Raw genomic sequence first — 25,945 nt, 5'->3', positions numbered from 1 at the left:
TCATGCGTTTCATTTCTTCTATTGTAATGCAAAAGTAAGCGAGGATGTATCGAAAGCACTTACTTTCAATACATCCTCGCTATTTATTATCAATTTATGATTGTGTTTTCGCTTCTTGCATATAAATATATTTCTTTAATTGTTTTAAAATAACACGACGCGTCAAAATGCCCTCAAATGTACCATCTTCATCAACCACACATAAAAAGGCATGGTTAATGACTAAGTCTAATGCACGTTGTAGCGTGTCTGTCGTTTTTAATACCCCAAAATCCGTCGACATCACATCATCGACTTTAATATCAACTAAACGTTCATATTCAATTCGTTCCATACCTAAAATTGACTCTGTAATCATCTTCGTACTTAACAAACCATGTAAACGATATTTCGCATCTAATACCGGTATCGATGAATATCCTGTTTTTGTTAAGACAAGCAATGCATGTTCGGCGTTATTGCCCGTTTGTACATGCGCTACCTTTTCAGATGATATAACAAAATCCATTACTAGTTGGTCAAGGAACTCCCTTTTCGTGAGTGAAATCATATTACCCCTACTCCTTTATGATGCACAACATAACCATTGGCCGCTTCTGGATTCGCCCATTTACATACGTCTTTACGAATACGAGCTGCACCTCTCTTTATTTTGTGCCTAATGTTAAATAAACTGTCGTTTTGTCGTCCAGTTCATTTCGTCGTTACATATTAATCATAGCACAAATAGAAGTGCTTTTAAAAAAACTAGACACCATTTCGCCATATTATAGACGAAAGTATTACGTATCGTTCTACTACTTGTCATTTACTAAAAAATTATGAACAACTATACGACTTATGACTGTTTTTATGACAAAGTAAATGCTAGCAAAAACGAACGTTTCTGCTAGCATTTACTCATTTAATCGCGTTCATCTTCACTAATCGCTACTTGCGCTAGTAAAATGTCTTGGCTACCGATTAATTGCTTATCCGTTGCACGTGCTGGCTTATAGCTATAGACGCCATCTGCATTTTGAACACGTGCTTTTGCTGTATCTTCTAATTGTAAATCAACCGAATACATCACACGCTCTTTAATATCTTGCTGATAAATTGGGAATAAGATTTCCACACGCTTAATCATGTTACGCGTCATCATATCCGCACTTGATAAATAAATTTTTTCTTCACCATTATGGTGGAAACAATAAATGCGTGAATGTTCAAGGAAGCGCCCAACAATACTTGTGACAGTAATATTATCACTCACACCTGGAACACCTGGACGTAAGCAACAAATACCACGAATGACTAAATCAACTTTTACACCCGCAATCGATGCTTCGTAAAGCTTCACCATAATTTCCTTATCTGTTAAGGAATTCATCTTCGCTTTAATATGCCCGTTACCATAACGTTTGTGACATTCAATTTCTTCATCAATTAAACGAATAAACTCGTTGCGAATATCAAACGGCGCAACAACTAAATGATGGAATTTGGGCTTCTCTGTATAACCACTTAAATAGTTAAAGAAGTTTGTCGCATCAATACCAATCTCTTTATTCGATGTAATGATGCCCATATCCGTATAGATTTTTGCCGTCGCATCATTATAATTTCCTGTTCCTAAATGAACGAAGCGCTCAATTTGACCATGGTGATGACGTACTACTAAAGTAATTTTAGAATGCGTTTTTAAGCTGTTCATACCGTAAATCACTAAGCAGCCTGCTTGCTCTAGCTCACGTGCCCAATGTACGTTATTTTCCTCATCAAAACGCGCTTTTAATTCAACAAGTACCGTTACTTGCTTCCCGTTTTCAGCGGCAGTTTTCAGTGCATGAATAATTGGTGAGTTGCCACTTACACGATACAATGTTTGTTTAATCGCTAATACGCTAGGGTCTGTTGCCGCTTTTTCAACAAAATCAACAATCGGTGCAAATGATTCATATGGATGATGGAAAAATAAATCTTGTACTAATGCCTTTTCAAATAAATCTTCATCCGACGCTAAATCGGCAGGGGGCGGTGAAATAAAGCTTTCATACTCTAAATGCTCCAACCCTTCTGAAATCTTTTTCACAAAGCCAAATAAAAACGTTAAATCAAGCGGTGCGTCGATTTTATAAACATCATCACGACTAATTTCAAATTCATCCAGTAAATAAGCAAGTACTTCATCGCTAATTTCACCTTCACGTACTTCAAGGCGGCTACCTGCACCCCATTTACGTTTCTTTAATTCTTTTTCGATTTCTACCAGTAAATCTTGTGCGCCTTCTTCGTGAATCGTTAAGTCCGCATTACGTGTTAAACGGAACGCTTGCGCCGTTTTGACCGTATAACCGAAAAATAATTTATCTATATTGGCTGTAATAACATCTTCCAACAAAATATATTCTTTTGTAGAGCCGTCATTTGGTAGTTTAATAAAGCGACCTAATACAGATGGTGTTTGTACAATGGCTACGCGTTCTAAATTTTCATAATCATTTGTTTGATCGAGTACAACTAAAATATTTAATGTACGACTTAGTAATGTCGGAAACGGACGATATGCATCAACTGCAATCGGTGTGAGTACAGGGAAAATCGTCTCTTCAAAATACGTATTGACGTACGTCAATTGTTCCTCTGTTAAATCTTTCATACCGCGCATAAAGACATTTGATTTCGTTAACTCATTTGTCATTAAGCCTTCATAAACTTCTGCCTGACGCTTCACAAGGTCTTGTGTACGCACAGCAATTTTCGCAAGTTGCTCTTTTGCCGTTAAGCCAGATTTATTTTCAGGTTTGTGGAAGCCCATACGTACTTGGTCTTGTAAACCGGCAACACGTACCATAAAAAACTCATCTAAGTTTGAGCTAAAAATGGCTAAAAACTTCAAACGCTCTAGCAAAGGATTTGAAACATCTTCCGCTTCCTCTAACACACGCTCATTAAATGCAAGCCAGCTCAATTCACGGTTATTGTAATAAATCGGCTTTGAAATTTCCTCTAACATTTCTTCATATGGTAAATCCGCTAACGGAGAATGATAAGTTGATAGTTGTTGTGTATTTTCGTCAAATACATCGTGTTCTGTCGTCATACTAATTTCGCTCCTTTTTATCATTGAAATACTAATGTAACAGGCTTTTTAAAGACACGCTCAATATGCTTTTTTTGACGTTCTGCCGCATAGCTTTCCGCTGCAGCAAGCTGTGTTGTCGTAAACGTAATTTCCACAACATCCTCTAAGTTTTTAAGCACGACATCTTGTATAATTTGGCGTTTTGAAATATTTAAGGCATGAATAAATTTTAAAACAGACCCAAGCATACGCACTTCTTTAATTTCATCTTTCGATAGCCAATCTTGATAACGTACTAAAAGCTGTTCCAATTGCCCTCTATTTTTATATGATGCAATCAATGCCATTCGCAAACGCTCCCGATGCTTAATACCTGGTATCGATTGGTTCGCAATTAAATAGAAGGTATGTTGACTTGCTGCATCTTGCTCGATAAATTCACCAATGTGATACAATGGCGCTGCTCCGCGAATCATCTCTAGCTCACGTTCCATACGCACTAAACCAAACTCTTCACACGTTTGGCGATATAATGTCGTCACTAAATAATCCACATGCTGTTGCTCTGCTTCAGAACGTCCGAAACTAGCAGCTAGTCGACGAGAATGTTCATGAAAAACATCATATTTATTGTACGCATCTGGAGACTCTTGCAAAATTTGATTAATAATGATGCCTTCACGTAACCCTTTTTTACTAAACTGAAATGCCCCGGTATGTACGACATCCATCAACGTACGGAATACATCTAAGGCAGGTAAAATAATATCAGCACGGTCTGACGATAGCCCTTCTAGCTGATTTAACTCTTCAAATGTCAGCGGCCATAAAAATTGCGCAAGATCATCCATCTCTTGCTTCGTCATTTCATACTGATGCACACCTGATAATGGATATTTAATACGTTGTTGTTGAATTTGTGCAACGTTACGAGCACTTCCACCAATTCCAATAATCGGCAAATGACGGTCTACAATCCACGGTAAACTTTCGAACTGCTCTTTTACATAGGCAATCAGTGCTTTACGTTCGCTGTCGGTCATTTTGTCACCAGCAATAAATTTTTGCTTCAATGACACCGTACCGAATGGGAAACTATGTGTATGCTGTAGTACTTTGTTTTCAAATAACGTAATCTCTGTACTACCGCCACCCATATCAATCGTAATAGCAGAAGAAGTGGCTAATGAATAGGCTACTGCCATAAAACCAAAATAAGCCTCTTGCTCTTCCGTTAAAACTTTCAACTCAATGCCTGTTTCCTCCTGCATCGTCCAAACAATTTCTTCGTGATTGGTCGCCTGTCGTACTGCCGCTGTAGCTGCCGCATATACATGTGGGACATCAAAGTCTGCTAATATTTGCTTGTATTGTAATAATAGCTCCTTTAATACCTCAACCCCTTGTGCATTCATAACGCCATCTTCTTCGATGTACGAACGTAAACGCGCTACCTTTTTCATATTTGCTAATTCATGTAATGTGCCTTCATCGTCATATTTATAAATAACAAGACGCACCGTGTTTGAGCCAATATCAATAATTGCTGTCTTTTTATTCATTATTCCACCCCACTGTGTCCATATGTATTATACGATGCTCCGTACATACATTGACCTATTTCGTACAAATTTCATAAACTTTACAATTGTGTTAAATCGTCTATATGTGCAAAAAAGCCGAATGCACAAAACCCGTCCATTCAGCTCTTTATTTATTATAAAATTAATTGGTCAATTCGTAAAATAAGTTCCGCAATTTCTGGCTTACTAATTTGGTCTTCTGCGCCAACTTCATCACCTTTATGACGTAAATCATCGGTAATTAAGCTTGAGAAAATAATAACCGGTAGCTGCTGCAGTTGCGGATTCGCTTTAATTTGTTTCGTTAAATGATGACCGTCCATTTGTGGCATTTCAATATCCGTCACAACTAATTGTACTTCTTTTGTAACGTCTTTTCCTTCAGCGACAAGATTTTCTAAATACGTCAGCACATCACGACCATTTTCATAAAACTCCGTATTTACATACCCTGCTTCTGATAATGTTTCAAATAATAATTTACGTAGTAATGGCGAATCTTCCGCGACAACAATACGTTTTTCCGAGCGCTCACGCTCCCCTAATTTACGTACAGCCTCAACGCGAATACCTGAATCTGGATTAATATCTACCATAATTCGCTCGAAGTCTAACAATAAAATCATGTCTTCGGCTTGTTTAATAACGCCGATTACTTGAGATGCACCACCATGATACATATCGGATGGCTTCTCAATTTGATTCCATGAAATACGATGAATTTGTGTCACATTATCCACGTGGAATACGACGCGCTGTTTATTAAACTCCGCGACAATATATTTATGTTGTGGGCTACGCTCTGTTGTCGGAATTCCTAACACCTGCAGCATATCCACGACCGGTAACACCTCACCGCGTAACTGAATAATGCCTTCCACATGTGGGTGTGCATGTGGAATAAACGTTACCGGCATCGGCTGAATAATTTCTTTTACTTTAATAACGTTAATACCAAATTTATTATTGGCTACTTCAAATTCAACAATTTCTAATTCGTTTGTACCACTCTCTAGTAGAATGCCCTTATGATCCATGAGCAGGTCCACTCCTTCCGCTTTTCACGTTCGATTATACAGTCATTGTAACATAAACTATGGTGCAAACCTATTACAGATTACGTAAGACACCTTTGTTAATCGCCCCTCATTTACACCTAATATCGACAAAAATAATAGGACTTTTAATCTAAAATATAGATTTCCAATGGTGGTATGTTGTATGAAAAAGTGAACTTTAAAAAACAGAATTTAGCTGGGACAGAACCCTACTTCTGATGAAAATACGTGTGGTGAGATGATAAACATTTGCTGGTGCGTTCCGACACAAGCGGCGACTTCTGCAAGAGCAGAAGCTTTTAAAAGCAGAAAATGTCCTTCAGCAACGACAACTGCTGAAGGATATTTCTTTTTGTCCCAGTCTTCTACTTTTTACACTTCATTCTACTTCACATCATACAACTTCATAATCGCTTGTGTTCCGTCATCGCCATAGCCAGCAGCGATTAACTCTTCATACATTTCATGTGCCACTAAAAGCCCTGGTAATTGTAAATTCATTTGTGCGCATTCTTTTAACGCAATACCCATATCTTTCACGAAATGTTTAATATAAAATCCTGGTGCATAGTCTTGTTGTAACATGCGTGGTGCTAAATTGCTCAAGCCCCATGATCCTGCAGCGCCAGCAGTAATCGACGTTAAGACCGTTTCTGGATGTAACCCCGCTCGTTTTGCATACACCATTGACTCACAAATACCAATCATGCCTGTCGCAATGACAATTTGGTTACACATTTTCGTATGTTGCCCAGCACCTGCTTGCCCTTGATAGACGATATTTTTTCCGAATACTGACAGTAACGGGCGTGCAGCCTCAAAATCTGCCTCATCACCGCCTACCATAATCGATAATGTGCCTTGTTGTGCACCTAAATCTCCTCCCGATACTGGGGCATCTAAGCTATGTAAATTTCTTTTTAGCGCTTCACTATAAATACGCTTCGCTAATGTCGGTTCTGATGTTGTTAAATCAATTAAAAATGCACCCGGCTCTGCTGTTTCAAAAATACCTTGTTTCCCAAAGTACACTTCCTCTACATCAGAAGGATAGCCAACCATTGTTAAGACGACATCTTTTCCTTGTGCTGCTTCTGCTGGTGTTGTCGCCCATGTGGCACCGAGCGCTAGAAGTGGGTCAGCTTTTTCTTTCGTACGCGTATACACGGTAACGGCATAGTCCGCTTGCAATAAATGTTTAACAATACTCGCACCCATTACACCCGTACCAATCATCGCTATTGTTTTCATCGTAAAACCTCCTTTGTAAAGTTGTAACATATTTCTGAATACAAAAAAAGAGAGCAACCAATTCCATTGGTCACTCTAAAGGGGGAAATGAGAATGTTGCTGTGTTCAAAAGTACTTTTCCCGTAAATATTTATGCTAAACATTTATTTTGAATGTTTTTTAATTTTTAGTTGTCGATGATTTAGTTGCTGGTTGTACTTGCGCATAATAAAGATTCAGTAATGCATCTACTTTCTCACTTAAACGAATTGTATGGGCATGTCTAAAACCATTTGCCATGCCACTTTGAATCATCTTTGCACGAGTGTACTCTATTTTCTGTAAAAGCTCATTGCCCATTTCGCTTCGTCCCCTTCTTCTTTATTTAACTACGTGGTACTTCTAAAAATGTATACGTAATATTTCCACCTTGATGAGCTGTACCACGGAAGTGTTTGAATTTCGGATGCTTTACGAGCAATTCACGAAATGCATAAAATTCTTCTTTACTAACATCTATTTTCGTTATTTTTTGCGATGCTAAATCATTTAATAGCTGTACATAATTGGTCATTTTTTTGCAACTCCTTCTGACTTACTAGACGTCTTTTCTTACACGATGTTGCCAATGTATTAGTTTTTCTTTTACTGTATTGACTTTTTTTTACAAAACTTATTATACCGATGAATATGGCATTTCACAATAAAGAATCATAAGTTTTTATTTTAACATACAATGACTCCAAAATCCGGTGAACATTTCCAAATAAGAAACGTCCTTTAAAGAAGTTAAGCCATATGAATCAAATACAATTTAGCACTATGTATTCTATTCTGTTGTGCTTATAATGGAGAAAGAATCTTTTCGCTTCGGCGAAACAATGTCTGGAGGACTTATGAATGAAAAAAATGTTGATGCTCTCAGCAACAGCAGCTTTATTTTTAGCTGCCTGTAACGACACAACAAAAGAAGTAGCTGTAGACCCTACACCCGTAGAAGAAGCAACAACGGAAGCAACACAAGCCGTTGAACAAGCAACTGAACAGCAAGAAGCAGAAGCCAGTGCTTCACCTACACAACCATCGACAACGGTAGAGCCAGAAGCAACTGAACAAGCGAACCCGATTGAAGAAGCGGATAGTGAAACAGTAGAAAGTGTTGTTGAACAAACAGAAGAAGAAGCGATTATCGAAGAGGCAGACAGTGAAACAGTTGAAGGTTCACCTGCTACAGAAGTAACGCCATCAAGCGAAATTACGTATATGCAAAACGGTAATGTGCAAACTGCGCCAACTAATTTCTTAACAAGCGCGGAACAACCATTTGGCTTAGAAGTGATGAACGGCTTTACACTTGTAGCTGAAGAGCCAGGAAAAGACCAATTAATTTACGATGCCGATGTGCGTATAACGATGGCGATCGAAACATATACACTAGGTGAAATAACATATGACGAGTTATTTAACAGTGCGTTAGAAGAAGCTGGTACACTTGGTGAAGCATCACCAATTGAAGAATTACCTTATCACGACAACATTGCAAATATCGCTGCATTTGATGTGACAATTGATAATGAAAAAGTCGTTGTGATGGCAATTGAAACACCCTCTACATTAGCGAAATTTACAATCTATGATACACTTGAAACAGATTTAACACAGGCGATGATTCAAATGGCTGCAACGATTAAAGGTCAATAATATAATGAAAAAACACCGGCGAAGAAAGATCACCGGTGTTTTTTTCGTGTTATAACTATACTTCTGTTAATACGATAAATTTTTAATCGATAAGCCTAATTTTTTTAGCAATTCGATCATTGTATCTTTTTCATCTGACGAAAGTGTATCAAGTAAAGCATGCAATTGCTCTTCATGACGCGGGAATAATTCAGCCATAAACGCTTCACCGGCTTCAGTAATTTCTGCATACGTCACACGGCGGTCATTTGGACAATGCACACGCGCTAAAAAGCCACGCTTCTCTAATTTATCTACGACATACGTAATCGAACCACTTGCCAGTAAAATTTTCGAACCAATTTGCTGAAGCGGTTGACGACCTTTATGAAATAATAATTCTAACACTGCAAATTCCGTTGGGTTTAAGCCATTTTCTTGAAAAAACTTCGTTGTTTGTTCATTGATTGCTTTCATCGCACGAGACATTACAATATATAGCTTTAATGATTGCTTTGTATCTTCTGCTAACATTTTGTCATCCTCATTTTCTCCGTAATAATTTCTCCATTATATAAAACTCTCAAAAGCTTTGTCAAAATAGATGCGCTGTTTACACGTTATTAGTTGTATAAATGATTGTTAACGTATAAAATAAGACGGTTATATTTATATATACGAAATGACATTATGACAATAAAACTTCAGTTGAAGTGATTATATGTGAAGGAGATTTTTTCATGAAAATCGTACTATCTACATTGAATGCCAAATACATTCATACAAACTTAGCATTGCGCTATTTAAAAGGCGCATTATTGCCACAATACGAATCTGAAATGGCAGAGTACACAATTAAAGACCCTGCTTTCAATATTGTATCAGATTTATTCCAAAAAAACCCTGATATTGTCGGTTTCAGCTGTTATATTTGGAACATCGAAGAGACGATTAAAGTCATTCGCATGTTGCGCACGGTATTACCCGAAGTGAAAATTATTGTCGGTGGTCCGGAAGTTTCTTACGATGTGCATGACTGGTTAAAAAAGATTCCAGAAGTAGACTTCATCGTGATGGGTGAAGGTGAAGTATCGATCGTTGAATTAATCGAGCATATTGACGGGAAACGTGAACTTGCCGATGTTCGTGGTATTTGCTACTCAGAAGATGGAAAAATGCGCATTCATGCACAGCCACCAAAAGTAGACTTACGTGAACTACCAAGTCCATTCCGCTTTGAAGAAGATAAAAAAGAGCTTGGCAAACGTATTCAATATATTGAAACAAGCCGTGGTTGCCCATTTAGCTGCCAATTCTGCTTATCAAGTATTGAAGTAGGTGTTCGTTACTTTAACCGCGAAAAAATTAAAGAAGACATTCGCTACTTAATGAATAACGGTGCACGCACCATTAAATTCGTGGACCGTACATTCAACATTAGTCGTAGCTATGCGATGGAAATGTTCCAATTTTTAATTGATGAGCACCAGCCTGGCGTTGTGTTCCAATTTGAAATTACAGCGGACATTATGCGTCCTGAAGTCATTCAGTTCTTAAATGATAACGCACCGAAAGGCTTATTCCGCTTCGAAATTGGTGTCCAATCAACGAATGATTTAACGAATGAGCTTGTGAAGCGCCGTCAAAACTTCCAGAAGCTAATGCGTACTGTAACGATGGTAAAAGAAGGCGGAAAAATCGACCAACATTTAGATTTAATTGCGGGCTTACCAGAAGAAGATTATGCTTCATTCCGCAATACATTTAACGATGTATTCGCCATGCGCCCTGAAGAATTACAACTTGGCTTCTTAAAGCTATTACGTGGCACAGGCTTACGTGTTGAAGCACCAAAATATGGTTACACATATGTCGATGTAGCACCGTACGAAATCTTCTCCAATAATGTGTTAACATTCGATGATATTGTACGTATTAAACATGCCGAAGACGTGCTGGAGAAATATTGGAATGCTCACCGTATGGACCATACGATTGAATATTTAGTAACAGATGTATTCGAAACACCATTTGATTTCTTCCAACAATTCGGTACGTATTGGGAAACACGTGGCTGGTCACGTATCGGGCATCAATTAGAAGATTTATTTAATCGTCTACTTGAATTTTTACGTACATTACCACATGTCGATGTGGCGATGGTAGAAAGCTTAATGGTGCTTGATTATGTATTGCCACAGCAATTTATTCCGCGTAAACCATGGTGGTCAATGCACTTGTCGGGCGAGGAGCAAAAGAAATTATTACAAGCTATTCGCGTAGATGCATTTGCTGCTGGTGCAGACTTTGCTGCGTTAAACGTTAGCGAACGTGACTTATTCAAGCATACATTACTTGTACCAGTTGAATTCGACTACGCAGCATTACAGCAAGGTCGCATTGAAAAGCGTCCAAGCTATATGCTTGTGTACTTCCGCCAAGGCGATGCACCGTTTATTACGACATTTACACCTGCTGAATAAGTAAATAATCAAGGAGCTATCCGAAATTCGGACAGCTCCTTTTTTTCACCCAATAATCACACGCTCCGTCGGGTAATCATATTTACGTTTTCGTTTATTGCCACCAAGTGAATAGAGGAATGAAATTAAGCCCACACGTCCAATAAACATTAGCAGCATAATAACAATTTTTCCGATAATCGATAAATCATCGGTAATGCCGAGCGATAAGCCACACGTTCCGAACGCGGACGTAATTTCATACAAAATTTGTGTCAATGTCGCTTTCGGTTCTGTAATTAATAAAATCATTGTCGATACCATCACGATTAATAATGCGACAATAAATACTGCAAACGCACGATAAATATCAATTTGTGCAATACTGCGCCCAAAAATATGAATTTTGTCACGCCCCATCGCAAACGACACTAAAAATAGCACAACAAGCGCAAATGTCGTCGTTCGAATTCCCCCACCAACTGAGCTTGGCGAAGCACCAATAAACATTAAAAAGCTCATGAAGACATTCGTTGCTTCATTAAAATCCGTCATCGGTACAGTTGATAAACCTGCAGAACGCGTCGATGCCGAATGAAAAATTGCGGTGAAAATAGCTTCATGCCATGACATTTTCTTCATCGAATGGAAAATTTCTAAAATAAAAATACCAATTGCCCCAACAATAAATAGCCCAAAATATGTGACCGTTGTAATTTTCGTAAATAAACTAAAACGAAAATTACTCGCATGCTCCGCCTTTAAAAATGCTTTTACTTCAATGAGTACAGGAAAGCCAATCGCACCGAGCATTACTAAAATCATACAAATAAACTGGATAAAATAATCGTGATGATACGGGTGCATCGACATGCCAGTAATATCAAAACCACCGTTTGTCGTTGCTGATACAGCCGTGAATACGCCGTGTAGCATTGCTTCTTCAAACGTATCAAAATAACGGCTATAGTGAATCATTAATAAAAACGCACCGGTAATTTCAATCGTAATTAATAAACGAAAAATTTGTAGAACTAAATGTACAACGCCCGATACTGTCAACTGATTACTATCGATCATAATGAGTTGACGTTCTTTCATGCCAATTTTTTTCCCAAACATGACCCAAATTAACGTACCAATCGACATAATACCAATCGCACCGAGTTGTAAAATTAAAATAATGACAACAATGCCATAAACGGAATAAGTCGTAGATACATCTACTACCGTTAAACCGGTCACACTCACAGCACTAATCGCCATAAATAAGCTATCAAACCATGTCACCTCAATACCTTCTTGATGAACAAATGGTAAACGAAGTAACCCGAATGATATCGCAATCGCAATCATGTAATAGGTTACAATCATTTGGAACGGTGTAATTGCTCGGCTACGTAGCTTCTCCCACACACAAATCCCTCTCTTTCACACCTCGTCTGTTTCTCTAGTATAGGCAAAGTTGCGACCGTTGAATAGATGCTTTTTATGTACCTTTCTTTTCGTTATTCAAGACCTATATCATCGTAATGAAAGAGACTAGGACAGAACGCTATTTCTGATGAAAATGAGTGTGTTGAGATGATAAAAATGTGTTGGTGCGTCCCGACACAAGCGGCGACTTCCACAGAACAAACAAATTTTTTCTGCGACGAGGTATAGCAGGAGCATGAACTTTTAGAAACAGAAAAATATCCTTCAGCAGTTGTCGTTGCTGAAGGATATTTGTTTTGTCTCAATCTCTTTAACACACTATCTAGTTGTTATGCGTCTTTTTTGCCCTTCATTACACTTACAACATATCCACCGATTGCTAATGTTAATAATACAATCCAGAAGATTACTTTCCATGTTGTCGAGTGTGCGAAACCTGGGTCAATAATTGCTAAGTTTTCGTGACCTAAAGCTAGTACGGCTAACTTAACCCCTACCCAACCTACAATTAAGAACGCTGTCGTTTCTAAAGTTGGATATTTGTTTAATAAGCCTACGAATGCTTGTGCCGCAAAACGCATAATAATTAAACCTACGAAACCACCTAAGAACATAACAGAGAATGGACCAATGTTAATACCGCCAACCATTACATCTTCATAACCTGGTAGTGGTGGTAATGTAATGGCGATTGCTACCGCTGCAAGCATTGAGTCAATAGCAAAAGCAATATCTGCTAACTCTACTTTTAATACAGTCATCCAGAAGCCAGAACCTTTTTTCCCGCCGCCTTCAACACCGTCTTCTTCATCTTCTTTCTTGAAGTGATTGTCGTATAGATGCTTAATGGAGATGAATAGTAAGTAAGCTGCACCTAACGCTTGAATTTGCCAATATTTAGCTAAAATTGTAATTAAGAATAATGCTGCGAAACGGAACACGAATGCCCCAAATAGACCGTAAAATAATGCTTTCTTTTGTTGCTCTTTCGGTAAATGTTTTACCATTACCGCCATTACAACCGCGTTATCTGCCGCTAATAATCCCTCTAAGAAAATTAGGACGATGATAACCCATGCGTATTCCAATAATATTGCTTCCATGAATACTGTTCCTCCTTTAGTTATACAATACGTTTTACCCTAAAAAACGATATTCACACTTATTTGAATAAAGCTTTTTAGACAACAAAAAAGACCCATGCCTAATAAAAGGCAAAGGTCTTGCTAAGCAAAGTTAGAAATACTTTTGCTATCACACCCGATGGCTCATCACCATGTAATGACGAATGTGAAGTAGGGCGAACCCTATAGCTACTCCCCTTTGACAACGTTGTCAAAAAGATATTCATTTAAGTTGTTTTCATTATAGCATGTTTTTTTTACGATGCAAAGAACCATCCTTATCTTTTTACAAGTCCTTTACATTCATTTTATCAACATAACTATACATAATTGGTACTATATATAATGTGAGAATCGTTGAACATAATAGCCCACCAATTGTAACAATCCCCATCGGCTGATTTAACTCCGTGCCTTCCCCGATACCGAGTGCAATTGGAACAAGCCCTAAAATTGTTGTAAGTGCCGTCATACAAATTGGTCGTACGCGGTCACGAACCCCCAGCATAATAGCCTCTTCTGTTGAATGACCATCTGCTTTTCGCTGGTTAATATAGTCAACGAGTACAATGCCGTTATTGACGACAATGCCGACGAGTACGAGTATTCCAATGACTGCCGTTACCCCCAGTAAAGTATTTGTCACATATAAAGATGCTGTTACGCCAATGACCATAAGTGGAATTGTAAACAGCATGACAAACGGATATTTAAACGATTCAAATTGTGCCGCCATCACTAAATACACGAGCACAACTGCTAAAATAACCGCCATAATCATATCATCGACTGCACTATCATAAAGTTCACGGTCGCCTGTAAATGCGATTTGTGTTTCATCATCAAGTGTCACTGTTTCAAGCGCATTATCAATAATCGATGAAATACCACCGAGCGATTGTGCGCTTTCATAATCAACAAAAATTGCAACAGCCGGCGTTTGGTCTGAACGACGAATTGATGTCGGAGCTGCCGCGACTTCAATCGTTGTAATATCTTCTAGCGCAACAAAGACACCAGATGGGGCACGTAATTCCATTTTACGAATTTGGTCGATGTTTTGTGAAAAGGCATCGCCAAATGTCGTATATACAGACAATACTGTACTGTTCTCGTCGATCATTTGTGTTGTTAACATCCCGCGTGTCATATTGTAAACACTTTGTGCCACTTGAGCTGGCAGTAAACCATATTGTTTTACCGCTTCTTGATCCACTGTAATTTGTAGCTCTTCCGCTGTATTCACTAAATCTGAACGTACCTCAAGAATACCTTCTTGTTTTTCTAAGGCAGCCTGAATCTGTGCGACACTTTCTTCTAGTCGCTGTTCATTCGCATCTAATACGCGAAATGATGTCGTTGTTGGCGATGACCCTGCTGACGTTGAAACGCTAAATTCCACCTCTGCCTGCTCGCCAACGACCGCTTCTACTTGTTGTTGAACATCTTCAGAAAATGCAAATACACTGCGGTCACGTTCTGCTAGTTCAACTAGTTTTACCGATATTTCCGCTTCATTAAAGCTTGCGGAACCGCGAGATTGGTCTTCTTGTGTACTGCCAATTAGACTGACATAAACGTCAAGCTCTGCTTGTTCCTTTAATACCGCTTCAATCTCACTAACAATTTCCTCTGTTTTTTGAAGCGCCGTTCCTTCTGGTAATGCAACACTGATTGATACAAAACCTTCATCTGTCGCTGGTAAAAACTCTGTTTCTGCGTTAAATAAGCCAAAAATGCTCACAGCAACAAGAACAACTGCACTGATTAAAATAACAAGTCTTCTCTTTAATGCCCAACGTACGGAACGTAAAAAACGGACGTATACTTTCGTTTCATAACGTTTTTGCTCTGTTGTATTTGGCTGTAAAAAGCGGCTTGCGAGCATCGGTACAACCGTTAACGCAACGAGTAATGATGCGCACAAGCTAAACGAAATCGTTAACGCAAACTCCGTAAATATTTGGCCAATTAAACCTTCTATAAATAATATCGGAATAAATACCGCTACTGTCGTCACAGTCGAAGCAATTAACGCTAGCATCACTTCTTTTGCACCGTGATAAGCTGCTTCAGTACGTGCTTTCCCCATCGCTAAATGACGTTCGATATTTTCAATGACTACAATTGAGTTATCGACGAGCATCCCAATACCAAGCGCAAGTGCACCGAGCGTTAAAACATTCAATGAAAAATCAGCAAAATACATTAACACAAATGTCACGATTACTGAGTACGGAATCGCGATCCCAATAATGAGCGGACTTTTCACATTACGTAAAAAGGCAAATAATACAAGCATCGCAAATACGCCACCGATAAGTAATGATTGACCAATATTGGCAATCGATAAACGGATGTAATCCCCTTGGTCAAATAAAATATCCGCTGTGACACCGTCATATCGTGAATCTTGTAAAAGACCATCTAGTGCTTCTTGAAATGCGCTTGATACCTCAGCTGTATTTGCACCCGACTCTTGTAATACGGAGAGCAATACCGCCTGTTCATCGTTTGCACGTGTAATGGATGTTTGTTCTTGTTGCTGACGTGTTACCGTTGCAATATCAGCTAAGGTTACTAACTCCCCCGTTAATGGGCTCACTGATAACGGCAATGCCGCAAGCTCCTCTACCGACGAAAACCCACTGACAATACGCGTCGTTAACGTTTGCGCATCATCTGTTGTAATAGGGTCTCCCGGTAACGACACATTATTCGCCTGAATAAGCTGTACAATATCTTGCTGTGTATAGCCCTTTTCTTTTAACGCATCGGCATCTAATTCAATGTTAATTTCTTCTACGAGCTTCCCTGATGTTGTTACACTCGCAACACCGTTAATTTGCAGTAATTGCTTTTCTAACTCTTCGGCAATTAAGCGAATATCTTCATCACCCGAAGAGCGTAATGATAATTGCATAACTGGGAATTGTGCCGGGTCAAACTTTAAAAACTGCGGTGGGCTGACCCCTTCTGGCATCGGCACAACACCAATGCGTTGAAGCACATCTTGCTGCACTTCATCAATCGTAGTAGACCAATCAAATTCTAATAAAATAAAATTAGCACTTTCTTGCGATGTTGATTGCAGACGCTTAATGCCCGGCAATGTCGCAAGTGATGCTTCGAGTGGCTTCGTAACTTTTTCATTTACTTCTTGCGGGCTCGCACCTGGATACGATGTTACGACAACCGCAATCGGTGGGTTTAACTCTGGTATTAATGTAATCGGTATTTTCAGTAATGACACGACACCTAAAATAATGACAAATAGCATCGTCACAATTGTAAATACCGGACGTTTAATTGAAAAACGGCTAATATTCATACACACTGCTCCCTTATCTCAAGTACTTTTTATGATACGCTATTTTATAATAGAGTGCGTACTAATATACACGTGTCAGTATCATCAGCAATGAAAAAACAGCCTCCGACAATAATTTGTCGAAAGCTGCTTTTCGCATGACTAGCTTACAGTAAGCTATATAATTTAATGTGCTCGTTTTTATCATTGAACCAACGCATTGCGAACTCATTTTCAAATAAAAATACTTTATTATCAAAACGGTCTTTTACAAGCATTGAACGCGCTGAGTGCATTGAATCTTTTACGTCTTCTTCATTTTCGACCCAACGTGCAATTTTTTGACCAACTGGCTGCATAATTACGTCTACATTGTACTCGCCTTGCATACGGTGTTGGAATACTTCGAATTGCAGTTGACCAACTGCACCTAAAATAATTTCTTCTGTGTGTAATGTTTTGAAATATTGGATAGCGCCCTCTTGTACTAATTGTAGTACACCTTTTTGGAACTGCTTGCCTTTCATTACGTTTTTCGCAGATACTTTCATGAAAATTTCAGGTGTGAATTGTGGTAATTTCTCAAAATTAAACGTCTTCTTACCACCTGTTAACGTATCACCAATTTGATATGTGCCCGAATCGTATAAACCGATAATATCACCAGCTACAGCGGTATTCACAGTCTCACGGTCATCCGCTAAAAATTGCGTCGATTGCGATACTTTAAATGATTTATTCGTACGAGCAAGCGTTAAGTTCATACCGCGGTCAAATTGCCCTGATACGATACGCACAAACGCAATACGGTCACGGTGCGCCGGGTTCATGTTCGCTTGAATTTTGAAAATAAAGCCAGAGAAAGCATTATGCTCTACTGGGTCGATAAACTGCTCATCCTCTGTAATACGTGGTTGCGGTGTTGGCGCAAATTGTAAATACGTATCCAGGAATGTTTGAACACCGAAGTTTGTTAATGCCGAACCGAAAAATACTGGCGTTAATTCACCGCGGTCAATCTTATCGCGTGAATATGCATTTCCTGCTTCATTTAATAATTCAATATCATCCATTGCTTGTGAATAATATGATGTTTGTTTCATCGCGTGGTCTACAGCTAAGTGACCTTCTTCATCAAGCGGTAAGAAGCGGTCGTCCTCTTCTACACGGAACTGTTCAATACGCTTGTTATAACGGTCATAAATCCCAAGGAATTCTTTCCCCATACCGATTGGCCAGTTCATTGGATATGCGTTAATACCTAAGCTTTCTTCAAGCTCTTCAATTAGCTCAAGTGGCTCTTTCCCTTGACGGTCTAATTTATTAATAAACGTGAAAATCGGAATCCCACGCATTTTACATACTTTGAATAATTTTAATGTTTGTGCCTCAATACCTTTTGCTGCGTCTACTACCATGACCGCTGAGTCTACCGCCATTAATGTACGGTACGTATCCTCCGAGAAGTCTTGGTGACCAGGTGTATCAAGAATGTTCACGCGACAACCTGAATAATCAAATTGCATGACTGAAGACGTTACCGAGATTCCACGTTGTTTCTCAATATCCATCCAGTCAGACGTTGCAAATTTCCCTGTCTTTTTCCCTTTTACTGTCCCTGCATCACGAATTGCGCCACCGAATAATAGCAATTTTTCTGTAATCGTCGTTTTACCAGCATCCGGGTGGGAAATGATGGCAAATGTACGACGAGATAAAATATCTTGTTCTAAAGTCATATTTTGTTTCGTCTCCTTTTTTACATACTTTCTTATCATAAAAGAAAACTAATATCACACACAACCATTTTTGCTTATTGTGCACAAAAATATCGTTTTTTTTCTTGTTTCCCCGTACACTCTCCCCTTTTTTCCAACAAACGCCTAAAAAATTTTTAAAATTTTGTTGACTTTTATTTTCGCGTAATTTACAGTTAAACCAATCAAATTAATCGGATTTAACGCTAACTAGACAACTAGAGGCCGTCGAAATATTTTCGACGGTCTTTGTGCGTTTACGATTAATAAATTCAGTCGGGGATGGTGATGACAATGTGCGAATGCGACATGTGCACAATAAAACCAAGTAATAAGCTAAATAAACTTATGATTAGGAGCGATATACATGAAACGTTTACTTCCACTATCAGCACTATTGGCAACAGCTCTTTTATTAGGCGCGTGTGGCGATGAAAAATCTGAAGCACAAGCAACGGAGCAAGATACTGTTCTTCAATATCAATCTACGCCTGGTTCAGTCAGCTTAGCTGAACTCGCACAAGAGCTTGGTTATTTTGAAAATATTACGTTAGAAAATGTTGGACAATACACAGGTGGTCCAGAAAGTATTCAATTAGTCAGCATTGGCGAAGTTGATTTTGGTGGGGCATTCAACGGAGCCATTGTCAAATCCATCGCAAAAGGTGTACCGATTGAATCGGTCATTAGCTATTACGGCAGTGACCAACAAACAGATGCAGGACTGTATGTATTAGAAAGCAGTGATATCGATTCTGCGCAAGACTTAATTGGCAAAAAAATCGGCATGAATACACTCGGCGCGCACTCGGAGTTCTTTGTTACAGATTATTTAAGACAAGGTGGCTTAAATGAGGCGCAAGTGAAGGAAGCATAACCAGTTGTTATTCCGATTTCTTCTGCCATTCAAACCCTTTCACAACAACAAGTAGATGCTGTTGCGCTTTCTAGTCTTTCTGCAGAATTAGCAAAGGCACATGGTGACATAAAAAAAATCGCGTCCGATGTCGACGTGTACAATCGTGAATTTTCAGCAGGTTCATTTTTTTCTCTCACCAATATATTCAAGAAAATCCTGATACCGTTCGAACATTTGTTACAGGGGTTGCGAAAGCGTTAGAGTGGTCAAAAGAGCAACCACTTGAAACAGTTGTTGCAACATTCGAGTCTATTATCCAAAAACGTGATGAAAATGAAACAATCGACAATTTGCCATACTTTAAAAGTTTTGGTGTACCGACAACAGGTGGGGAAATTATAGAGGGTGACTTTACCATTTGGATTGATTGGTTAATTGAAAAAGGCGAGCTTGAAGAAGGTGTTATTGAACTAGACGATTTATATACAAATGAATTCAATGACTATATTCAATAAAAGGGGCGATTTTTTATGACAAACAGACAAATGAGTTTAGGTGCATTCTTTATGTTCCCAGGACATCACGTAGCAGCTTGGCGTGATCCATCTACGACAAAGGAACAATTATTAAATATCGAATTTATTAAAGAGCAGGCAAAAAAAGCTGAAGCTGCAAAATTTGATGCGATTTTTTTAGCGGACGGTGTGACATCTCCAGATCCACATCACGCATCATTTGCACCATTTTTAGAGCCATTTACATTATTATCTGCACTTGCTAGCGTCACTGAAAAAATTGGACTTGTTGGTACCGTTTCTACCATATTTACAGAGCTATTTAATGTTGCGCGTCAATTTGCTTCGCTCGATATTATTAGTAACGGTCGCGCAGGCTGGAACGTTGTCACAAGTAATGAAGCAGCGGGCCAAAACTTCGATGTACCGTATGAACAACTAACACCTGAAGCGCGTTATGCACGAGCAGAAGAATATGTCGATGTCACAAAAAAATTATGGACAAGCATTGAAGAAGATGCGATTGCGTATAATCGTGAGACGAACCAATTAGTCAATGAAAAAAAAGGTACATGTCGTCGGTCATGCCGGTAAACATTTCAATATTACGGGTCCGCTAACAATCCCGCAATCGAAGCAAGGACATCCGGTTATTGTGCAAGCTGGTTCCTCAGAGCCGGGACGTGAACTAGCCGCACGTACAGCGGAAGCGATTTTCACAGCATGGCAAAGCTTTGAAGATGCACAAGCATTTTACCAAGATGTTAAATCACGCTTAGCGAAATACGGACGACGTACAGATGAACTCAAAATTTTGCCGGGCATCTTCCCTGTTGTTGGTCGCACATTTGAAGAAGCGCAAGCAAAGCATCAACAATTGCTCGATTATATTCCTGTTGAAGCAGGTATCGCACGACTTTCTGCGCTTATCGGCTTTGATTTATCTAGCTATAATGTTGATGGCTACTTGCCACAAGCTGTGTTTGACGGTGCAGCGACTGGACATCGCAGCCGTGTAGACATTATTACAAAATTAGCGCGCGACGAAAATTTAACGATTCGTCAGCTATACCAACGTATTTCTGGCGGGCGTGGTCATTATGAAATTGTCGGGACACCTGAATATATCGCCGATGTGTTACAACATTGGTTTGAACATGAAGCAGCAGATGGCTTTAATATTTTAGCCCCGACATATCCACAAGGGTTTGATGATTTTATCGAACTTGTGCTCCCTGAATTACAGCGCCGTGGACTTTTTAGAACAGCATATAGCGGCTCTACACTACGCGAGCATTTCGGTTTACAAAAGCCCGTCCCTGTTTTTTTATAGTTTACCCATACAAAAAAACGTACCATCCGACATGTGTCAAGTCAGATGGTACGTTCTTATGTTAACGTAACAGCTACATATACTTACTACAGATTAAACTTTTTGCGTCCTGCTTCGACTGCAATTTCCGTATCGCTATGTTGATATTTTGTATTTTCGACAATTTGATAATCTTCATGCCCTTTACCCGCGAAAATAATAATATCGCCTTCATCTGCAACAGATACGGCATGGCGCACCGCTTCTGCACGGTCACCGATACATGCAAATTGGTCATGTGTCATCCCTTTTGCCAAGTCGCCTGTAATGCTATCAAATTCTTCATAGCGTGGGTCATCAGTCGTTAATACTACATATTCTGCGCGTGACGCTTTTTCAGCCATTGCTGGACGTTTCGATTTATCACGTCCACCACCTGTTCCAACTAAGAAGATAATTTTCTTCCCATCACGTTTATATGGCATCGCTGCATCAATCGCTTTTTCAATCGCATCTGGTGTATGCGCGTAATCAATGAAAATATCGAATGGTAAATCCGATTGTACCTTTTCCATACGCCCTTTTACTGGTGGTAGCTGTTCAATATGTTCGACAACTAATTCAACAGCGAAGCCGCGTCCGTAAAATGCTGCAATTGCAGCCAGCACGTTGTACACATTGAACTCCCCAAGTAAATGCATACTTACGTCAAACTCACCTTCTGGGCTATGTAACGTAAAATGTGTCATACCATTTGCATAGCGGATATTTGATGCTTTAAATGCTGCATCTTCTTGAATGCCGTACGTGTAAATTGGGAACTGCGTTAATGCCGCATATTTTTTTGACCAGACGTCATCTGCGTTTAACACAACGACTTTATTTTTCGCTAAGTCTTGTCCTAATTGTGAAAATAATAAACCTTTGGCATTGCCGTACTCTTCCATCGTGCCATGGAAATCTAAATGGTCATGCGTTAAATTTGTAAAAATGGCAATATCAAAGTCTACGCCTGCTAAACGACCTAGCGCTAATCCATGAGAAGACACTTCCATAATCATTGCGCGACAGCCTTCCATTTTCGCACGGAAAATCATTTGTTGTGTGCTTAATGCATCACTTGTTGTATTTGCTGTTTCGTATAAAATGCCGTTTAAATTAAAGCCGATTGTACCTGATAATGCTGATTTTTCACCCATAGACTGTAATAAGTTATGAATGATGCCCGTTACACTCGTTTTGCCGTTTGTACCGGTTACACCAACCATTGTTACTTCGTTTGAGGGGTAATCAAAAAACTTCGCAGCGAGTAAACCGACTGCGCGATTTGTATCTGCTACAATTACTTGTGTAATGTCTTCTGCTAACGGTAATACACGTTCTGTTACGATAACGATTGCACCGTTATCGACTGCTTTTTGCGCGAAATCATGCCCATCCACTGTTTCGCCCTTAATACAGACGAATAAACTTTTCGGCTGAACGCTGCGAGAGTCAATCGCGATATCTTTAATTTGTGTTGGCATTGGACCAATCACTTGTTTCAATGGCAATGCACTTAAAAGCTCCTCTGCATACATAAACCTTGCTCCTCCTTATTGCCCTACCATAGGTGATGTTACATAAGCATATAATAGCTTTGCTGTATTTTCTAGCGCGTCGATATGTGTACGTTCATACGCATGAGATGCTTCAATCCCAGGTCCAAATAATGCATGTTTAATATCGTAACCTGCTCGAATAGCTGCCGATGCATCCGAACCGTAATATGGATAAATATCAAATTTATGCGCGATATTTTGCTCTTTCGCAAGTGCAACTAGATGACGTGTTAATTCATAATGATACGGCCCACTTGAATCTTTCGCACAAATCGACACCGTAAACTCATCTGACGTTTGTCCATCGCCAATTGCGCCCATATCCACCGCAATATATTCTACTACTTGTGCTGGAATACTCGCATTCCCACCAAAGCCGATTTCTTCATTATTAGAAATATAGAAATGTGTTGTATATGGTAACGTAATACGCTCTTTGTGTAAATATGTAACGAGTTCAATCAATAACGCTGTACTTGCTTTATCATCTAAATGACGTGATTTAATAAAGCCTGTGTCTGTCATTTCAAAACGAGCATCAAATGATACGAAGTCACCTACTTCAATGCCAAGTGCGCGCGTTTCATCTGCTGATGTCGTTTTTGCATCTAAACGTACTTCAATATGGTGTTCGTCACGCTTTAAATCGCCAACATTTGGGTACACATGTACAGTTGTTTCATGCATTAAAATTGTGCCACGTACAGTGTTACCATCCATCGTATGAATTGTGCAGTATTCTCCTTCTACTGCATTCCAACGAAATCCTCCTACCATTGATAGCTTTAAACGACCACTTGGCTTAATTTCCTTTACCATTGCCCCTAGCGTATCTGTATGAGCCGTTAATAAACGATGCTCATCGTCATTGTGTCCCGCAATCGTCACGATAAGTGCACCTTTATTTGTGCGTGTATACGGTACACCTACTTGTTCAAACTTCTGTGCCATGACATTCATAATCTTTGTTGTAAATCCAGAGGGGCTTGGGATATTCACAAGCTCTTCTAATAGTTGACATGTTGATTCTTGATTAAACTGCATAACGAATCCTCCTTATTTCTCTATCATATCAAAACGAAACATTTCACGACAATGTTAAATGATGTATGATTACATTATTCTATACGTTGAGGTGTGTTATGAATCCAACTATTTCTCTAAAGAGTCGCAATCAATTCGTCTTAACGTTATTTATTAGCTCATTTGCGATTGTGAATATTATTTATATTTTTAATTTCTCCAATGAAAAAGGATTATTTCCATTTCCAGTTGCAACGGCTATATTTATACTTTTATTACTTTTCATTAAAAATATTAACGGGCGTCTGTTGCGAATTTTCATCTTGTTACTGATGAACAGTTCCGTTTTCACTTATGCATGGTTTCACTTAGAGTTACTTTCGATAACGTGGCTACTCGTCGTATGCTTTTTTGCTACATTATACTACTCTCTGCAAGTAACAAGTAGCATTATTGGCATAACCATTTTCGAATTTTTACTGTTTGCCACGCAACAGCCACAACTCATTACATCGTTGCCAGCAATGCTGTTAATCATATTACTTTTACTGATCATTATTGGTACACAAACATACTTTATTCATACCATGCAACGAGGGCTAGCACAAAAAAAACGCTATTCCGAGCATTTAACGCAATCGCGTGAATCTTATTTAATGATGTTTTTTGAACAGGCGAAGGATGCGATTGCTGTTGTTGACTTAGATAATCGCGTCATTGATATGAACCCTGCCTTTGAAAAATTATACGGCTGGAATCGCGATGAATGCATTGGCAAAGTGACACCATTTGTGCCACCTGAAAATATGCTAGCAGCACAACAACGCTTTAAAAAGCTTCATAGCGGTGAAAATATTCCTGCGTTTGAAACGATTGATATGCGAAAAGATGGGCGCCGCATTCATGTACAGTTGTCGATGTCACCAATTTTTAATCGCCAACAACAAATGCTAGCCATTTCAATTATTGCGCAAGACATTGCGTATAAGAAGGAAGCGGAGCGCCAATTATTACAATCTGAAAAATTAGCAGTCGCCGGTGAAATTGCAGCAGGCGTCGCCCACGAGATTCGTAATCCATTAACAGCGATTTCTGGATTCATTCAAATGATGAACCAAGATAAAGACTCTCCTTACTATACATACACCCAAATTATTCAATCTGAATTAGAGCGCATTAATTTAATTATTAGTGAGTTTTTAGTGTTATCGAAGCCACATGTCGAAAACAAGAAAAACTTTTCACTTACAAATGTTTGCTTAACGATTGCGACGTTTTTACAATTTGAATTCCAACAGAAGGACATTCATTTTGAACAATCCATTCCGATTGATGATTTCATTATTTTTGCGGATGAAAATCAAATTAAACAAGTACTACTGAATTTACTGCGTAATTCAATTGAAGCGGTTCACTACGGTGGTGAAATTTCGCTACGTCTTTACGCAAAGGATGACCATACCGTTACTATCGCACTTAAAGACAATGGTATCGGTATGGACGAAGAAGTACTCTCACAAATTTTCGAGCCATTTTTCACAACAAAAACGCATGGGACTGGTCTTGGTATGATGCTAACAAATAAAATTATTCAATCATCGAACGGCTCGATTTCGATTGACAGTGCGCACAATGAAGGGACAACCATTTCAATTGATTTCCCACGTGTGAAATTGTAGGCATTAAAACAGGCTAGCTTAGAATCCTTTTTCTGCTGAAAATACGTTAATTGAAATGATAACAATTCGCTCGTGCGTCCCGACATAAGCGGCGACTTCAACAGGACTCACAATTATTTTGCGACGAGGTATCGCAGGAACGTGAGCTTTTAAGAGGCACATCTGCCAAAAGCAAAAAAATATCCTTCAGCAGTTGTGATTGCTGAAGGATATTTCTTTTTGTCTCATACTCTTTTAACTTCTTTCCC

21 protein-coding genes are annotated in these 25,945 nt (G+C 39.0%); 7 read left to right on the top strand and 14 right to left on the bottom strand.

The genetic code is table 11. The annotated features are described in order from the left end of the window. Nucleotides 1-94: 94 nt before the first annotated feature. The 7 genes from cbpB to A6M13_RS03970 form a co-directional block, all read right to left on the bottom strand. Nucleotides 95-550, bottom strand: a complete 456-nt coding sequence (cbpB, locus tag A6M13_RS04000; protein ID WP_066543073.1) for a cyclic-di-AMP-binding protein CbpB — start codon at nt 548-550, stop codon at nt 95-97. A 354-nt stretch (nt 551-904) separates the two neighbouring features. Next, the gene (locus A6M13_RS03995; RefSeq protein ID WP_066543069.1) at nt 905-3,085 is read right to left on the bottom strand and encodes an RNA degradosome polyphosphate kinase; all 2,181 of its coding nucleotides are present in this window, start codon (nt 3,083-3,085) and stop codon (nt 905-907) included. A 20-nt stretch (nt 3,086-3,105) separates the two neighbouring features. Further along, complete coding sequence (locus tag A6M13_RS03990; RefSeq protein WP_066543068.1) at nt 3,106-4,629, bottom strand: Ppx/GppA family phosphatase; 1,524 nt, start codon at nt 4,627-4,629, stop codon at nt 3,106-3,108. 155 nt (nt 4,630-4,784) lie between these two features. Beyond that, nucleotides 4,785-5,687, bottom strand: a complete 903-nt coding sequence (locus tag A6M13_RS03985) for a chemotaxis protein (protein ID WP_066543066.1) — start codon at nt 5,685-5,687, stop codon at nt 4,785-4,787. 405 nt (nt 5,688-6,092) lie between these two features. Continuing rightward, complete coding sequence (locus tag A6M13_RS03980) at nt 6,093-6,959, bottom strand: NAD(P)-dependent oxidoreductase (protein ID WP_066543064.1); 867 nt, start codon at nt 6,957-6,959, stop codon at nt 6,093-6,095. A 159-nt stretch (nt 6,960-7,118) separates the two neighbouring features. Beyond that, nucleotides 7,119-7,298: an aspartyl-phosphate phosphatase Spo0E family protein gene (locus A6M13_RS03975; RefSeq protein ID WP_066543059.1), complete on the bottom strand. Its 180-nt coding sequence runs from the start codon at nt 7,296-7,298 to the stop codon at nt 7,119-7,121. Nucleotides 7,299-7,323: 25 nt separating this feature from the next. Next, nucleotides 7,324-7,512, bottom strand: a complete 189-nt coding sequence (locus tag A6M13_RS03970; protein ID WP_066543058.1) for a hypothetical protein — start codon at nt 7,510-7,512, stop codon at nt 7,324-7,326. A gap of 326 nt (nt 7,513-7,838) precedes the next feature. Between A6M13_RS03970 and A6M13_RS03965 the strand changes: the two genes are divergently transcribed. Further along, complete coding sequence (locus A6M13_RS03965) at nt 7,839-8,639, top strand: hypothetical protein (RefSeq protein WP_066543057.1); 801 nt, start codon at nt 7,839-7,841, stop codon at nt 8,637-8,639. A gap of 66 nt (nt 8,640-8,705) precedes the next feature. On the opposite strand, the gene A6M13_RS03960 is transcribed toward A6M13_RS03965, so the two are convergent. Next, a complete protein-coding gene (locus tag A6M13_RS03960; RefSeq protein WP_066543056.1) occupies nt 8,706-9,152 on the bottom strand; it encodes a MarR family winged helix-turn-helix transcriptional regulator in 447 nt (148 codons plus the stop codon). Nucleotides 9,153-9,358: 206 nt separating this feature from the next. Between A6M13_RS03960 and A6M13_RS03955 the strand changes: the two genes are divergently transcribed. Continuing rightward, nucleotides 9,359-11,101, top strand: a complete 1,743-nt coding sequence (locus A6M13_RS03955) for a B12-binding domain-containing radical SAM protein (protein WP_066543055.1) — start codon at nt 9,359-9,361, stop codon at nt 11,099-11,101. A gap of 45 nt (nt 11,102-11,146) precedes the next feature. On the opposite strand, the gene A6M13_RS03950 is transcribed toward A6M13_RS03955, so the two are convergent. The 4 genes from A6M13_RS03950 to A6M13_RS03935 form a co-directional block, all read right to left on the bottom strand. Further along, nucleotides 11,147-12,454, bottom strand: coding sequence for a TrkH family potassium uptake protein (locus A6M13_RS03950; RefSeq protein ID WP_066543676.1), 1,308 nt, complete (start codon nt 12,452-12,454; stop codon nt 11,147-11,149). Nucleotides 12,455-12,846: 392 nt separating this feature from the next. After that, a complete protein-coding gene (locus A6M13_RS03945; RefSeq protein WP_066543053.1) occupies nt 12,847-13,620 on the bottom strand; it encodes a TerC family protein in 774 nt (257 codons plus the stop codon). Between the two features lie 307 nt (nt 13,621-13,927). Then, a complete protein-coding gene (locus A6M13_RS03940) occupies nt 13,928-16,972 on the bottom strand; it encodes an efflux RND transporter permease subunit (RefSeq protein WP_066543052.1) in 3,045 nt (1,014 codons plus the stop codon). 146 nt (nt 16,973-17,118) lie between these two features. Continuing rightward, nucleotides 17,119-18,690 (bottom strand): peptide chain release factor 3, encoded by a 1,572-nt coding sequence (locus tag A6M13_RS03935; protein ID WP_066543051.1) that lies wholly within the window; start codon nt 18,688-18,690, stop codon nt 17,119-17,121. Between the two features lie 385 nt (nt 18,691-19,075). On the opposite strand from A6M13_RS03935, the gene A6M13_RS16095 reads away from it, so the two are divergent. The 4 genes from A6M13_RS16095 to A6M13_RS16640 all read left to right on the top strand — a co-directional run bounded on the left by A6M13_RS16095 (nt 19,076) and on the right by A6M13_RS16640 (nt 21,415). After that, entirely contained in the window at nt 19,076-19,585 is a 510-nt protein-coding gene (locus A6M13_RS16095; protein ID WP_141680895.1) for an ABC transporter substrate-binding protein, read from the top strand. 332 nt (nt 19,586-19,917) lie between these two features. Beyond that, nucleotides 19,918-20,082, top strand: a complete 165-nt coding sequence (locus A6M13_RS16225; protein WP_169817413.1) for a hypothetical protein — start codon at nt 19,918-19,920, stop codon at nt 20,080-20,082. Nucleotides 20,083-20,097: 15 nt separating this feature from the next. Continuing rightward, a complete protein-coding gene (locus tag A6M13_RS16645; RefSeq protein ID WP_342669463.1) occupies nt 20,098-20,676 on the top strand; it encodes an LLM class flavin-dependent oxidoreductase in 579 nt (192 codons plus the stop codon). Next, nucleotides 20,639-21,415 carry an NtaA/DmoA family FMN-dependent monooxygenase gene (locus A6M13_RS16640; RefSeq protein ID WP_342669462.1) on the top strand — a complete coding sequence of 259 codons (777 nt, stop codon included), beginning with the start codon at nt 20,639-20,641 and terminating at the stop codon, nt 21,413-21,415. The genes A6M13_RS16645 and A6M13_RS16640 overlap by 38 nt, the downstream gene beginning before the upstream one ends. An 86-nt stretch (nt 21,416-21,501) precedes the next feature. On the opposite strand, the gene A6M13_RS03920 is transcribed toward A6M13_RS16640, so the two are convergent. Both A6M13_RS03920 and A6M13_RS03915 read right to left on the bottom strand, forming a co-directional pair. Next, nucleotides 21,502-22,974, bottom strand: coding sequence for a UDP-N-acetylmuramoyl-L-alanyl-D-glutamate--2,6-diaminopimelate ligase (locus A6M13_RS03920; RefSeq protein ID WP_066543049.1), 1,473 nt, complete (start codon nt 22,972-22,974; stop codon nt 21,502-21,504). A gap of 15 nt (nt 22,975-22,989) precedes the next feature. Then, entirely contained in the window at nt 22,990-24,039 is a 1,050-nt protein-coding gene (locus A6M13_RS03915; protein ID WP_066543047.1) for a M42 family metallopeptidase, read from the bottom strand. 98 nt (nt 24,040-24,137) lie between these two features. On the opposite strand from A6M13_RS03915, the gene A6M13_RS03910 reads away from it, so the two are divergent. Further along, nucleotides 24,138-25,697 carry a two-component system sensor histidine kinase NtrB gene (locus tag A6M13_RS03910; RefSeq protein ID WP_066543045.1) on the top strand — a complete coding sequence of 520 codons (1,560 nt, stop codon included), beginning with the start codon at nt 24,138-24,140 and terminating at the stop codon, nt 25,695-25,697. Nucleotides 25,698-25,945 lie beyond the last annotated feature (248 nt).

The sequence above is a fragment of the Caryophanon tenue genome (genome assembly GCF_001700315.1).
GTDB classification, from domain to species: Bacteria; Bacillota; Bacilli; order Bacillales_A; family Planococcaceae; genus Caryophanon; species Caryophanon tenue.
Note: the sequence above shows the minus strand (reverse complement) of the source record. Positions and strands in the feature narration are given on the sequence as shown.

What these genes read in the sequence shown, in the direction of transcription:
- cbpB (WP_066543073.1), bottom strand. Translation starts at nt 550, where the DNA reads ATGATTTCACTCACGAAAAGGGAGTTCCTTGACCAACTAGTAATGGAT.
- A6M13_RS03995 (WP_066543069.1), bottom strand. Translation starts at nt 3,085, where the DNA reads ATGACGACAGAACACGATGTATTTGACGAAAATACACAACAACTATCA.
- A6M13_RS03990 (WP_066543068.1), bottom strand. Translation starts at nt 4,629, where the DNA reads ATGAATAAAAAGACAGCAATTATTGATATTGGCTCAAACACGGTGCGT.
- A6M13_RS03985 (WP_066543066.1), bottom strand. Translation starts at nt 5,687, where the DNA reads ATGGATCATAAGGGCATTCTACTAGAGAGTGGTACAAACGAATTAGAA.
- A6M13_RS03980 (WP_066543064.1), bottom strand. Translation starts at nt 6,959, where the DNA reads ATGAAAACAATAGCGATGATTGGTACGGGTGTAATGGGTGCGAGTATT.
- A6M13_RS03975 (WP_066543059.1), bottom strand. Translation starts at nt 7,298, where the DNA reads ATGGGCAATGAGCTTTTACAGAAAATAGAGTACACTCGTGCAAAGATG.
- A6M13_RS03970 (WP_066543058.1), bottom strand. Translation starts at nt 7,512, where the DNA reads ATGACCAATTATGTACAGCTATTAAATGATTTAGCATCGCAAAAAATA.
- A6M13_RS03965 (WP_066543057.1), top strand. Translation starts at nt 7,839, where the DNA reads ATGAAAAAAATGTTGATGCTCTCAGCAACAGCAGCTTTATTTTTAGCT.
- A6M13_RS03960 (WP_066543056.1), bottom strand. Translation starts at nt 9,152, where the DNA reads ATGTTAGCAGAAGATACAAAGCAATCATTAAAGCTATATATTGTAATG.
- A6M13_RS03955 (WP_066543055.1), top strand. Translation starts at nt 9,359, where the DNA reads ATGAAAATCGTACTATCTACATTGAATGCCAAATACATTCATACAAAC.
- A6M13_RS03950 (WP_066543676.1), bottom strand. Translation starts at nt 12,454, where the DNA reads ATGATTGTAACCTATTACATGATTGCGATTGCGATATCATTCGGGTTA.
- A6M13_RS03945 (WP_066543053.1), bottom strand. Translation starts at nt 13,620, where the DNA reads ATGGAAGCAATATTATTGGAATACGCATGGGTTATCATCGTCCTAATT.
- A6M13_RS03940 (WP_066543052.1), bottom strand. Translation starts at nt 16,972, where the DNA reads ATGAATATTAGCCGTTTTTCAATTAAACGTCCGGTATTTACAATTGTG.
- A6M13_RS03935 (WP_066543051.1), bottom strand. Translation starts at nt 18,690, where the DNA reads ATGACTTTAGAACAAGATATTTTATCTCGTCGTACATTTGCCATCATT.
- A6M13_RS16095 (WP_141680895.1), top strand. Translation starts at nt 19,076, where the DNA reads ATGAAACGTTTACTTCCACTATCAGCACTATTGGCAACAGCTCTTTTA.
- A6M13_RS16645 (WP_342669463.1), top strand. Translation starts at nt 20,098, where the DNA reads ATGACAAACAGACAAATGAGTTTAGGTGCATTCTTTATGTTCCCAGGA.
- A6M13_RS16640 (WP_342669462.1), top strand. Translation starts at nt 20,639, where the DNA reads ATGAAAAAAAAGGTACATGTCGTCGGTCATGCCGGTAAACATTTCAAT.
- A6M13_RS03920 (WP_066543049.1), bottom strand. Translation starts at nt 22,974, where the DNA reads ATGTATGCAGAGGAGCTTTTAAGTGCATTGCCATTGAAACAAGTGATT.
- A6M13_RS03915 (WP_066543047.1), bottom strand. Translation starts at nt 24,039, where the DNA reads ATGCAGTTTAATCAAGAATCAACATGTCAACTATTAGAAGAGCTTGTG.
- A6M13_RS03910 (WP_066543045.1), top strand. Translation starts at nt 24,138, where the DNA reads ATGAATCCAACTATTTCTCTAAAGAGTCGCAATCAATTCGTCTTAACG.